The organism is Fulvivirga imtechensis AK7 (genome assembly GCF_000331535.1).
In the GTDB taxonomy this organism is placed as follows: Bacteria; Bacteroidota; Bacteroidia; order Cytophagales; family Cyclobacteriaceae; genus Fulvivirga; species Fulvivirga imtechensis.
The window spans coordinates 21,488-32,922 of the sequence record NZ_AMZN01000049.1 but is presented as its reverse complement, the minus strand read 5'-3'; the positions used below and the strand labels follow the sequence as shown (position 1 = coordinate 32,922).

The following is an 11,435-nucleotide window of genomic DNA, read 5'->3' as shown; positions in this document are numbered from 1 at the left end:
ATGTCGGTAATATTTGTTCTGATCATAGTAAGTATGGTGGTGGCAGGAGGTTTTCTGGCGCTGTTCATTTGGGCTAACAAAAGCGGACAGTTTGATGATACCGTTACACCATCAATGCGTATGCTTTTTGATGATAAGAAGAAACGGGGTACAGAAAATACCAGTCAGCAGGCAGAGGCAACACACCATAACCGTGATGATTAATATGGCATTATTCCTGATCAATTATAAGCATCTCAAGCAGGCTTTTCAGTCCGGAGTTCCGTCAGGATGAGCATTTTGGCGCAAACGTAGCGCAGATCATGGGCGTGTTAAGTCAAGGAAGGACTTCAATTCCAATTCGTTGGAACCGGGGTTTGCAGTCTCGCTTCCTTCACTCTATGCTTCAAAGTAATCGAACTTGCGACTTGCTAATGCTTCAGGACACTACTCCCCGCACATAAGGGACTTTCACCCTCTGGAATTTTTTGGTACCTTCGATTACCTGATGCCCATGCTGGGCACACACAAACACTAAAATGAATATGCGATCAGAGTCCTTTGATTTGACAGTGTAAGTCAGAAACTTCGGTGCTTTTAGCAACTGGAGCGCATACTCATCATAGCTTGATGTTGTATAGAAACGAAATTCAACAAATACTGAATGGAGGGAGATGAAGTCAAAAGAATATCGAGACTGACTGCCATATTAATACAGTTGCAGACCAAAAGAAGGTTGACAGCAGCAAGTCTTGCTGACAAATTTGGTGTCAGCACTCGAACCATCTACAGAGATATCAAAACCTTGGAAAAGGCGGGTGTCCCTATCTTGACTGAAGAAGGCAAGGGGTACAATTTAATGGAGGGCTATAGAATTCCACCAATCATGTTTACCGAAAAGCAAGCCAATGCTTTAATACTGGCAGAACAGCTCGTATTGAAAAGTAAAGATGCCTCTTTTGTACAGGATTATGCAGAGGCAATTGATAAAATCAAGTCGATTCTCAGATATACTATTCAAGATAAAGCCAATTTATTAGCTGATAGAACTCAATATGACGAGGCTCTTAATCAAAAAAGAAACAGCAGCAATTTGTCTGATCTACAAAATGCACTCACCAATTACAAGCTGGTCAAAATACGGTATATCAATAAGGAGGGCATTACCACTGACAGAGAGATTGAGCCATTTGCTATATTAAGTGCTGATAACTGGTACTTGATTGCGTGGTGCCGCTTGCGGAAGGAATTTCGATTTTTTCGCCCGGACCGGATACACAAGATGGAAGTTCTATCAGAAAATTTTGAACCTCACAATTTGACGTTACAAGAGTATTTTGACAAATACCAATAATTCAAACTGACCCTTGACATAGGGCTGTCACCGACCGGTTTTACGTTTGTGTTATATTAATTTTAAACAATAAAAAGAATGACAAACGTAATTAACACAAGATTTATTCCGATCGAATTTCCAAAGCCCACAATGATTTCAGTCAATGGTGTAGAACTGGAAGTATTTGAAGCAGGTAAACAAAATGTTGGTAAACCTATCGTACTCTGTCATGGCTTTCCAGAGCATGCGTTTTCCTGGCGTTATCAGATTCCTTCCCTTGTCAAAGCCGGCTACCATGTCATTGTTCCAAATCAGCGTGGTTATGGTAACTCTTCTCGTCCGACTGAAGTAACGGATTATGATATTGAACACTTGACCGGGGATCTCGTAGCACTCCTCGATCACTACGGATATGAAGACGCTACGTTTGTCGGTCATGATTGGGGCGCCAATGTCGTTTGGAGCCTGTCACTATTGCAGCCAGAGCGGGTAAACAAAGTGATAAACCTGGCTTTGCCTTATCAGGAGCGTGGAGAAAAACCCTGGATCGAGTTCATGGAAGAAGTATTTGGAGGAGATTTCTATTTTGTTCACTTCAATCGACAACCGGGAGTAGCAGACGCTATATTGGAAGAAAAAACATCGCAGTTCCTTCGCAATATGTTCCGCAAAAACTTACCTCCCGCACCGCCTGAACCAGGAATGTTGATGATCAATCTCGCCAACACAGAAAAACCACTCGGTGAGTCTATCATGAGCGACAGCGAACTGGCCGTTTTCGTTTCATCTTTCGAATCATCAGGGTTTACAGGAAGTATAAATTGGTATAGAAACCTTGACCGCAACTGGCACTTATTAGCGGACGTGAACCCAATCATCCAACATCCGACACTTATGATCTATGGCAATCGTGATATGATTCCTAAGTCAGAAAGATTACCAGAGTTTGTGCCCAATGTGGAAGTGGCAAGTATAGATTGTGGTCACTGGATCCAGCAAGAAAAACCGGATGAAACAAACCAGATAATTTTGAACTGGCTGGAACAACAGGATGCTAAATAGTCTCTATAAACTCCAAGTGGCTTTAAGAAAACGTTCCTCGTAAACAGCGGGATGAAGTCCCAAAAAACGGAGCCCCCTGTGGATGAGTATTTTTGGGACAAGCGTAACGCAGACATTGACGTTTTCTTACAAACACTAATTAGCGTCTTTATCTTTTTCTGTGGTAAAAAACAATGGCTTGATAGTGAGCATGAGCCATGCCCAGTTGCTGGTCTCATTTTTGTTGCCGCCTTTCACTGCCTCCATGGAAGAAGTGGCCAACATATGTGAATAACCACCTTGTAAGCTGATATCTTTACCGGTATTGAAGGTGAAGAAAAGATCAACCTCAGTGCCAAGGTATTTATCCAGTGTTTCATTGTTTTGAATGTTGTATGGTGCTTCAGCCGCGCTAAAGAAGTGTGTAGATAGGTTGGCAGATACGTTACCCATTTTTTGGTTGAGTGTTATAAATATATCCTGAAGCCCTACGCTACCGAGATGATTACCAACATAGAAGTAGTCCATGAGACCATTGAATTTATGATTAGTGCCATAAAAGGGGTTAAAGGCATTGTTTTCGTTATCAATATCGGTGGGGTTATTTCCTGTGAGGTACTCAAGTCCGGCCGTGACGGAAGTATTTTCCATTACAGAATAAGTAAGATCCAGCCCAATGTATGTAGCATTGATGTCCGTACTTGCATCGGGTTCCTCACCAGTTTGTTTATAAACTGCAAAATTGACCTTAAAATTGCCGCGGTTGTAGCCGGTACGTGGGCCAAAAGTCTGGCTGTAGTAGGTTTTAAAGTCATCGGGCGATCCACCTTGCCTACCGTTGTTGAGTAGTAAAGCGCTGATCTGAATATTTCCAAATTTCCGGTTTCCCCAGAGGTACTGGAAGGTTTTATAGCTGTTAGCAACAGTATAAAAAGTGGTGTTGAGCTGAGGCCCATCCTGGTTGTATGCCAACCCCAGGTTCAGCTCCATATTTTTCGGTTTGAAAATGAAAATAGCGGCATCATGGCTTCTGGCCTGTTGCGCCCAGTCTACGTTACCAAATATGCGATGATCATCATAAACAATTTCCTGTCGGCCAAGCTTAACGGCAACATGATCAAACAACTGTACCCGTGCCCACGCCTCGTGAAGGGTAGTCAGGCTTCCATCATTATCCGCCAATTGAGGTTGACTTCCCCACGTTCTTACATCCTGGAAAACTATCTTTAAATCATACTTTTCGTCCACGTAAGACAGGTTGAGCCGCGTTCTTTGGTCGATAAAGAAAGCCTCTTCCTGGCCCGCCACCGGCAAATTTTTGAAGCCGTGCCTATACTCTGCCCTTGGTCTGAACTCTCCTGAAACAGAAAACTGAGCCTGGGAAATATTGATGGTTCCTGTAATAACTACCAGTAAAATGATATAGATCTTCACCATAAGAAATAATTGTTTTCATATGGGTTCGAAGTTTTCAACTTTTTGGGGCTCAAACTATGAGCAGGTTCATGTGATGATATGATCCTGGTCAGTAATATGCTGAAAAGATCCACTGGTATTGCTTACCTGTGCATCCCTCTTCCTGCCGTGGGCCCTAAAACTTCAGGTAAACAGATTATAAAGATGGGCATAGAATAGTTGCTTTTTTATGCTTTGAGTCATAAGAGCAGGGCTGATCCCTTCTGAACTTTGATAAAATTTAAAAATCAAATTCAGATCATGGAACATTTAAAAGATAAAAAAGTAGGAAGACTTGTGGCGGAGGATTACCGGTATGCTGATGTATTCAAAAAATATGGAATAGATTTTTGTTGTGGTGGAGGTGTGAGTATAGAAGAGGCCTGCCGGAAAAAGAAACTCGACTGTAACAATATCATTGACGAGCTAAATCGTGTGATTGTCAATAAGGATCACGATCAGGATTTTGACAGTTGGTCGCCTGATCGTCTTGCAGATTATATCATTGAAATACATCATGCTTATGTGAAAGAGCACCTTCCACTACTGGTACAGTATTCATACAAAGTATCTCGTGTACATGGTGGTGCACATCCAGAGACGATCGAGGTTAACAGGCAGATCCATGAATTGGCCAGTGAACTGCTTCCTCACCTGCAGAAAGAAGAGGTAGTGCTTTTCCCTTATATTAAAAAGCTTGTTGCAGCAGCAAGAGGCGGAGTTGACCTTGTTCCGGCATCGTTCGGTTCATTGGAAAATCCTGTGAAGATGATGATGGAAGAGCATGACAATGCCGGAGAGATCATGAGGTCTATCTCAGAGCTAAGCTCCGGGTACACACCACCGGCAAGCGCCTGCACTACCTACAGAGTGCTTTACCAGAAGTTGCGCGATTTTGAAAATGACCTGCACCGTCATATACATCTTGAAAACAACATCCTTTTCCCCAAGGTGATAGAAATGGAAAAGCAAGAAGGTGTCTAACATCATGTTTGATAATGATTAAAGTCATGTATTACTAAATTTCTCCCAGCGTATTTTACTCAACCTTAATTTTATAAAAATGAAAACAAAACATAAGATTCCCGTACCGGTGCTGATCTTGCTCTTGGGAGTATTATTAGCAGGCTGCAGTCAATCTGTGGCAGACAACAAACCGGAGCCTACTGATCCCGCAGAAATAGAAGTGGTGGGAGAGTTGGTTGCTGACCTTACCGCTCCACCCATGGTTTCGCCATCAGTGGTAAAAAGGCCTGCAAAAAAGCTTATCGTTAATATGGAGGTGGTAGAGAAGGAAATGGAGATGACCGATGGCGTCAAGTATATCTATTGGACTTTCGGAGGTAGTGTGCCCGGTAGTTTTATCAGAACACGCGTGGGTGATGAGGTGGAATTTCACCTGAAGAATCACCCGGACAACAAGCTTCCCCACAATATCGATTTGCATGCGGTTACCGGCCCGGGTGGTGGGGCTACATCCTCATTTGTAGCTCCGGGACATGAAATACAGTTTTCATTTAAGGTATTGAATGAAGGCCTGTATGTATATCACTGTGCTACTGCGCCGGTAGGTATGCATATCGCCAACGGAATGTACGGCCTCATACTAGTGGAGCCGGCAGGAGGGTTGCCCCCGGTTGATAAAGAATACTACATCATGCAGGGCGACTTCTATACTAAAGGTGAATATGGCAAACGAGGCCTGCAACCCTTTGATATGAATAAAGCCATTGACGAAGATGCGGATTATGTGGTATTTAATGGTAGTGTGGGCGCTCTTACCGGTGATAAAGCCATTACAGCTAATGTTGGCGAAACGGTGAGACTGTATGTAGGAAATGGAGGACCCAACCTGGTTTCATCATTCCATGTGATCGGGGAGATCTTTGATAAAGTTTATGTAGAAGGTGGTAATCTGATCAATGAAAATGTGCAAACCACGCTGATACCGGCTGGTGGAGCCGCCATTGTAGAGTTTAAAGTGGATGTTCCCGGCACATTAATTCTTGTAGATCACTCCATTTTCAGAGCTTTCAACAAAGGAGCGCTGGGTATGCTCAATGTTCAGGGAGAAGAAAACAAAAGGATCTATTCAGGGACTCAGCAAACCGGTATCTATGAGCATGAAGGAGGTGGCGCTCAGGAAATGCCTGCCGAACCTGGTACAGGAGGCGAAATAGTCGCTTCTTCAGTAAAAGAGCAGATTGAATTCGGTAAGCAGGTATATGCCAGAACCTGCCTGGCCTGCCACCAGGCGAATGGCGAAGGTATTGCCGAGGCATTTCCTCCATTGGCCAATTCGGATTACCTGAACGCTGATGTGAACCGGACCATCGATATCGTGCTAAATGGTAAATCAGGCAAAATCGTGGTCAATGGCAAGGAGTATAATAGCGTAATGACCAGGCAGGTGCTTTCCGATGAAGAAGTGGCTAATGTATTGACTTATGTGTATAACAGTTGGGGTAATAACAAAAAAGTAGTTACACCAGCCATGGTCAAGACAGTCAGACAAAAACAAGATGCGCTATAAAAGTACATTTACAATGGTCGTGTTGCTCACATCTTTTTTGGGTGTGAGCAGCCAGGGCCAACCTACGTCTGTTCTGATAGAGGGAGGAAGTTTTGTGCCAATATATGGATCTGAGGACGTGCTGGTGGCTTTGGAAGATTTCAAGATGGACGTTTACCCTGTTACCAATGACGATTTCCTGCAATTTGTAAAAGAGCATTCCGAATGGCAAAAATCCAACGTAAAGCGACTTTTTGCCGACAAAAGCTACCTTTCAGGATGGGATAGTGACCTCACCTATGCCAATTCCCTTCCCAATAGCCCGGTCACCAATGTGTCGTGGTATGCCGCCAAAGCATATTGTGAAAGTAAAGGCCAGAGACTACCAGCCGTAGATGAATGGGAATATGCTGCCATGGCAGATCAGAAACAAAAAGACGCTCGCAAAGACAGCACCTATAACCAGTATATTCTTAGCTGGTATGAAACCCCAAAAACATATACCAATGAAATAGGAAAGACATTTAAAAACTACTGGGGCCTTTATGATATGCACGGCCTGGTCTGGGAATGGACAATGGATTTTAATTCCGTGATGATCTCCGGTGAATCCAGAGGAGATGCAGACCTGGACCGTAACCTTTTTTGTGCGGGCGGAGCGGTAGGGGCCACCGACCTGATGAACTATGCAGCCTTCATGCGGTATGCTTTCAGGGGCAGCCTTAAGGCCAGCTATACCGGGAAAAACCTGGGTTTTAGGTGTGCTGAAACTGTAAATACAAAAACGCAATGAGATACTTAATAATAATGCTCCTCCTTTTGGGTTGTGCACAGCCACAGCTCGAAGAAGAACCGGATATGCACGACACAGCGCTTCCGGAACTCTCAATATTCCATCTACCATCTGTATGGACCACACAAAACAACGAAACGATACAACTAAAGGATATGCAAGGCAATGTACTGGTGATGGTGATGATCTACACCTCCTGTCAGGCAGCATGTCCAAGGCTTGTTGCGGATATGAGAAACATTGAGTCTAAGGTCAAAGGTAAAGTATCCGCAGACATCAGGTACATTCTGGTAAGCATCGACCCTGAAACGGATACCCCGGCGCGTCTTAAATCTTTTTCTAAGGAGAACCTGATGAATGGCGACCAATGGTTGTTTTTACGAGGCACTGAGGAAAACACCCGGGAGTTTGCCAATGTTTTAGCTGTAAAGTATAAGAAAATATCCCCTATGGATTTCAGTCACTCCAACATCATAAGCGTCTTTAATCAACAAGGTGAATTGGTTCATCAGCAGGAAGGGCTGGGCGTTGACAATAAAGAGATAATAGAAGCTATAATTGAACTAGCCAAATAATTGCTGTTGAGAAAACCTGATAAATATCATGCTTCAGCATGATATTCCGCAATGGATATGAATCATCAAACAATGAATTTTACACTCAAATTAAACTATTAAAGTTATGTATGTACGTCTTAAATATTTGATCGCTTTATTAACCCTACCACTTCTGATAGTGGCCTGTGGCGGAGGTGAAGAAAAAGAAAAGAAAACCCTGCCACCCCCAAAACATGCTTCTGAATCTTCCGCTGCTGCCAAGCCTGGGGATCCGATGAAGGACTGGAAAAATAATAAAGGCATAGGCCCTGTAAAATCTTTAGCTCTAGGGGAAATAGACCCTAAAATGGCGGAAGAAGGAAAAGTTATATATGAAGAGCTTTGTACCGCCTGCCATAAAATAGATAAAAAATTCATAGGTCCCGCACCAAAGGGGATCCTTGATAGGAGAACTCCTGAGTGGATAATGAATATGATCCTCAATCCGGAAGAAATGATCCAAAAAGATCCTATCGCCAAGCAGTTGCTTATGGAAGCTAACGGTGCCCCGATGGCTAACCAAAACCTGACCGAGGATCAGGCCAGAAAAGTCCTTGAATATTTCCGAACTCTTTAATCTTAACCTTTATAATAACACTATGAAAACGTATTTGAATTTAATTGGAGCTGCAATATTGATCACCCTATGGGGGTGTGGTAATAATGGCGGCTCTGATAAGAAAGGAGCCATGAGCAATGCCAAGGCTGCCGAAAAAGTATATGTGGCCCCTGGAGAATATGATGAGTTTTATGCTTTCATGTCCGGTGGCTTTAGCGGACAGCTAAGTGTATATGGTCTGCCTTCGGGTAGGTTACTGAAAGTTATACCTGTATTCTCACAAGATGCCGAAAAAGGATATGGCTATAACGAGGAGACAATTCCTATGCTGAATACATCATACGGGTTTGTGCCCTGGGATGATGCTCACCACCCTGAGCTTTCGCAAACTGATGGTGTACCCGATGGTCGCTGGATCTTTATCAACGGTAATAATACGCCACGTATAGCCAGAATAGACCTCACCACTTTTGAAACTACTGAAATCGTAGAGATCCCTAACAGTGGTGGTAACCACAGCTCACCTTTCATTACGGAAAATTCCGAGTATGTGGTGGCAGGTACCCGGTTCAGTGTGCCTTTTCCTCAGAAGGATGTGGCTATTAGCTCGTATAAAGAGAACTTCAAAGGTTCGATTTCCTATATCAGAGCTGATGAGCCTGGAAAAATGGATGTGGCCTTTCAGATCCTGGTTCCGGGGTTTGACTACGACCTTGCTCACTCAGGTAAGGGCAAGTCACACGGATGGACTTTCTTTACCACTTATAATAGCGAAGAGAGTTATACACTGAAAGAGGTGAATGCATCGCAAAATGATAAAGACTTTATTGCTGCGGTGAACTGGAAAAAAGCCGAAGAATATCTGGCCCAGGGCAAAGCAAAAGAAATGCCTGCTGATTACATGCATAACTATTATGATGAAGAAACGCACATGGCTACTTCCACCAAGAAGAAGAGCGTAAAGGTGCTGATCCCATCAGAGTGTCCCGGTATGATCTACTACCTGCCCACACCGAAGTCACCACATGGTGTAGACGTGGACCCAACAGGTGAATATATAGTTGGTAACGGTAAACTTTCTGCAGACCTGACAGTACATTCATTCGACAAAATGATCAAAGCCATAGAAAATGAGGCATTTGATACTGAGATAGACGGTATTCCCGTGCTGAAATTTGAAGATGTAGTGATAGGTACAGTACAAAGTGGTGGCTTGGGCCCTTTACATACTGAATTTGATGGAAAAGGTAACGCTTACACTACATTCTTTATTTCTTCGGAGGTGGTAAAATGGAAGCTGGGTACCTGGGAGGTAATAGACAGAGCGCCATGCTACTACTCTGTTGGTCACTTGATGATCCCCGGTGGGGACTCCAGGAAACCGTGGGGTAAATACCTCGTAGCGCTCAATAAGATCACTAAAGACAGGTATCTTCCTACTGGCCCTGAAATGAACCATTCTGCACAGTTGTATGATATTTCAGGAGAGAAAATGGAGTTGTTGCTTGACTTCCCGACTATTGGCGAACCTCACTATGCACAGGCTATTGCGGCTGATGTGGTAATGAAGAATTCTAAAAAGATATATCCCATCGAGCACAACAAACACCCTCATGCTATTAAAAAGGAAAGTGAGGCGAAAGTGGTAAGAGAAGGTAACGTGGTAAGGATTTATATGACTTCTATTCGAAGTCACTTCAACCCTGACAATATCGAAGGTATTAAGGTTGGTGATAAGGTTTATTTCCACCTGACTAACCTGGAGCAGGATTGGGATACACCTCACGGATTGAGTGTAATGGGTGCACGCAACGCTGAGTTGCTGGTGATGCCAGGGCAGACAGAGACACTTCTTTGGGAGCCTCAAAGGCCTGGTATATATCCTTTCTACTGTACCGATTTCTGCTCTGCACTTCACCAGGAGATGCAGGGATACATAAGAGTATCTGAGGCCGGGGCCAATGTGCCCATCAAGTGGTCATTAGGCGAGGATTAAATCGAGAATTTAGTCATATTTCACAGGTGGGGGCCACCTGAAAATTGGTGGCCCTCTTTTTCTAAAAAAATATTATGCAAAAGTTATCAAAAGTATTGATGTTGGTGGGGTCGTTGCTTCTGCTCTTGTTGTTTGTTACACCATTGTGGCGGATAACTCTGGAAGCGCCACAATATCCGGGAGGTATCACTATGTACATCTGGATCAATAAGATCACCGGTGATACGCCATATACGCTGCAAAATATCAATATTCTGAACCATTATGTTGGAATGCAGTACATAGAGCCTGATTCTATTCCAGAGTTGAAATATTTTCCGTATGTGATCGTGGCGATGGTCATTTTTGGAGTAGTTACCTCACTTACAGGTAAAAGGAAGTTGATGCTGACCTGGGTGTTAGTCATGGCAGCATTGGGCGCTTTGGGGTTGTACGACTTCTATCTATGGGAGTATGACTACGGACATAATCTGGACCCGAATGCACCTATAAAAGTACCGGGAATGGCATATCAGCCACCCGTAATAGGATCAAAAATGCTTTTAAATTTCAACGCCATATCCTACCCTTATTGGGGAGGGCTTTTTCTCGGCCTTTCAATGCTAATGGCTGCAACGGCCTTCTTTATAGGAAAAAAGAAAGAAAGCAAGAAAGAGGAAAAAGCAGTTCATAAACACAGTTTCGCAACACAGGGATGAGACATCTATTAAAATATTTTAGCTACGGTCTGCTGTTGGTGGCGCTGGTGTCATGCCAGCCAACACCAGAACCCATAAACTATGGTCATGATGGTTGCAGTTATTGTAAAATGACTATTGTTGATCAGCGTTATGCAGCAGAGCTGGTGACAGATAAAGGCAAAGTATATAAATTCGATGCCATTGAATGCCTCATTAACTATCAAAATGAGCATCAGAAAGCCACCTTTGCACATATTCTGGTCTCCACTTACAACAATAAAACATTAACGGACGCTGCCGGATGTTCCTATCTCAGGAGTGAAAATCTGCCCAGTCCGATGGGCATGTACATCACGGCTGTCTCGGATAAGGGCACAGCAGAAGAGCTCAGGCAAGATCAGGGTGGACAGATATACTCATGGGAAGAGCTGAAAAAAAATTTTAATCAATTGCCGGTCATAAAGCCACAGGCATTACACTAGACAGTA

The 11,435-nt window shown here is 43.5% G+C and carries 12 protein-coding genes; 11 read left to right on the top strand and 1 reads right to left on the bottom strand.

Annotation, left to right across the window (positions count from 1 at the left end; all coding sequences use genetic code 11):
* The 3 genes from ccoS (at nucleotide 1) to C900_RS14520 (ending at nucleotide 2,377) form a co-directional block, all read left to right on the top strand.
* The gene (gene ccoS / locus C900_RS14530) at nucleotides 1–204 is read left to right on the top strand and encodes a cbb3-type cytochrome oxidase assembly protein CcoS (protein WP_009580748.1); all 204 of its coding nucleotides are present in this window, start codon (nucleotides 1–3) and stop codon (nucleotides 202–204) included.
* Nucleotides 205–643: 439 nt separating this feature from the next.
* Nucleotides 644–1,333 (top strand): helix-turn-helix transcriptional regulator, encoded by a 690-nt coding sequence (locus C900_RS14525; RefSeq protein ID WP_009580747.1) that lies wholly within the window; start codon nucleotides 644–646, stop codon nucleotides 1,331–1,333.
* A 78-nt stretch (nucleotides 1,334–1,411) separates the two neighbouring features.
* Nucleotides 1,412–2,377: an alpha/beta fold hydrolase gene (locus tag C900_RS14520; protein WP_040496838.1), complete on the top strand. Its 966-nt coding sequence runs from the start codon at nucleotides 1,412–1,414 to the stop codon at nucleotides 2,375–2,377.
* A gap of 135 nt (nucleotides 2,378–2,512) precedes the next feature.
* Here the strand turns inward: C900_RS14520 and C900_RS14515 are convergent, their stop codons facing one another.
* On the bottom strand, nucleotides 2,513–3,793 hold the full coding sequence (locus C900_RS14515) for an alginate export family protein (protein ID WP_009580745.1): 1,281 nt from the start codon (nucleotides 3,791–3,793) through the stop codon (nucleotides 2,513–2,515).
* Nucleotides 3,794–4,072: 279 nt separating this feature from the next.
* Here C900_RS14515 and ric point away from each other — a divergent pair, with 279 nt between their 5' ends.
* The 8 genes from ric to C900_RS14475 all read left to right on the top strand — a co-directional run bounded on the left by ric (nucleotide 4,073) and on the right by C900_RS14475 (nucleotide 11,429).
* On the top strand, nucleotides 4,073–4,795 hold the full coding sequence (gene ric / locus C900_RS14510; RefSeq protein WP_009580743.1) for an iron-sulfur cluster repair di-iron protein: 723 nt from the start codon (nucleotides 4,073–4,075) through the stop codon (nucleotides 4,793–4,795).
* Between the two features lie 79 nt (nucleotides 4,796–4,874).
* On the top strand, nucleotides 4,875–6,344 hold the full coding sequence (gene nirK, locus C900_RS14505) for a copper-containing nitrite reductase (protein ID WP_009580742.1): 1,470 nt from the start codon (nucleotides 4,875–4,877) through the stop codon (nucleotides 6,342–6,344).
* Entirely contained in the window at nucleotides 6,334–7,116 is a 783-nt protein-coding gene (locus tag C900_RS14500) for a formylglycine-generating enzyme family protein (protein ID WP_009580741.1), read from the top strand. The genes nirK and C900_RS14500 overlap by 11 nt, the downstream gene beginning before the upstream one ends.
* Nucleotides 7,113–7,691 (top strand): SCO family protein, encoded by a 579-nt coding sequence (locus C900_RS14495; protein WP_040496836.1) that lies wholly within the window; start codon nucleotides 7,113–7,115, stop codon nucleotides 7,689–7,691. Before C900_RS14500 ends, C900_RS14495 begins: the two co-directional genes overlap by 4 nt.
* Before the next feature lie 106 nt (nucleotides 7,692–7,797).
* Nucleotides 7,798–8,289 carry a c-type cytochrome gene (locus C900_RS14490; RefSeq protein ID WP_009580739.1) on the top strand — a complete coding sequence of 164 codons (492 nt, stop codon included), beginning with the start codon at nucleotides 7,798–7,800 and terminating at the stop codon, nucleotides 8,287–8,289.
* Nucleotides 8,290–8,311: 22 nt separating this feature from the next.
* Nucleotides 8,312–10,267 (top strand): Sec-dependent nitrous-oxide reductase, encoded by a 1,956-nt coding sequence (gene nosZ, locus C900_RS14485; protein ID WP_040496853.1) that lies wholly within the window; start codon nucleotides 8,312–8,314, stop codon nucleotides 10,265–10,267.
* 74 nt (nucleotides 10,268–10,341) lie between these two features.
* A complete protein-coding gene (locus tag C900_RS14480) occupies nucleotides 10,342–10,965 on the top strand; it encodes a hypothetical protein (RefSeq protein ID WP_009580737.1) in 624 nt (207 codons plus the stop codon).
* Nucleotides 10,962–11,429, top strand: a complete 468-nt coding sequence (locus C900_RS14475; protein WP_040496835.1) for a nitrous oxide reductase accessory protein NosL — start codon at nucleotides 10,962–10,964, stop codon at nucleotides 11,427–11,429. The genes C900_RS14480 and C900_RS14475 overlap by 4 nt, the downstream gene beginning before the upstream one ends.
* Nucleotides 11,430–11,435: the final 6 nt, after the last annotated feature.

What these genes read in the sequence shown, in the direction of transcription:
- ccoS (WP_009580748.1), top strand. Translation starts at nt 1, where the DNA reads ATGTCGGTAATATTTGTTCTGATCATAGTAAGTATGGTGGTGGCAGGA.
- C900_RS14525 (WP_009580747.1), top strand. Translation starts at nt 644, where the DNA reads ATGGAGGGAGATGAAGTCAAAAGAATATCGAGACTGACTGCCATATTA.
- C900_RS14520 (WP_040496838.1), top strand. Translation starts at nt 1,412, where the DNA reads ATGACAAACGTAATTAACACAAGATTTATTCCGATCGAATTTCCAAAG.
- C900_RS14515 (WP_009580745.1), bottom strand. Translation starts at nt 3,793, where the DNA reads ATGGTGAAGATCTATATCATTTTACTGGTAGTTATTACAGGAACCATC.
- ric (WP_009580743.1), top strand. Translation starts at nt 4,073, where the DNA reads ATGGAACATTTAAAAGATAAAAAAGTAGGAAGACTTGTGGCGGAGGAT.
- nirK (WP_009580742.1), top strand. Translation starts at nt 4,875, where the DNA reads ATGAAAACAAAACATAAGATTCCCGTACCGGTGCTGATCTTGCTCTTG.
- C900_RS14500 (WP_009580741.1), top strand. Translation starts at nt 6,334, where the DNA reads ATGCGCTATAAAAGTACATTTACAATGGTCGTGTTGCTCACATCTTTT.
- C900_RS14495 (WP_040496836.1), top strand. Translation starts at nt 7,113, where the DNA reads ATGAGATACTTAATAATAATGCTCCTCCTTTTGGGTTGTGCACAGCCA.
- C900_RS14490 (WP_009580739.1), top strand. Translation starts at nt 7,798, where the DNA reads ATGTATGTACGTCTTAAATATTTGATCGCTTTATTAACCCTACCACTT.
- nosZ (WP_040496853.1), top strand. Translation starts at nt 8,312, where the DNA reads ATGAAAACGTATTTGAATTTAATTGGAGCTGCAATATTGATCACCCTA.
- C900_RS14480 (WP_009580737.1), top strand. Translation starts at nt 10,342, where the DNA reads ATGCAAAAGTTATCAAAAGTATTGATGTTGGTGGGGTCGTTGCTTCTG.
- C900_RS14475 (WP_040496835.1), top strand. Translation starts at nt 10,962, where the DNA reads ATGAGACATCTATTAAAATATTTTAGCTACGGTCTGCTGTTGGTGGCG.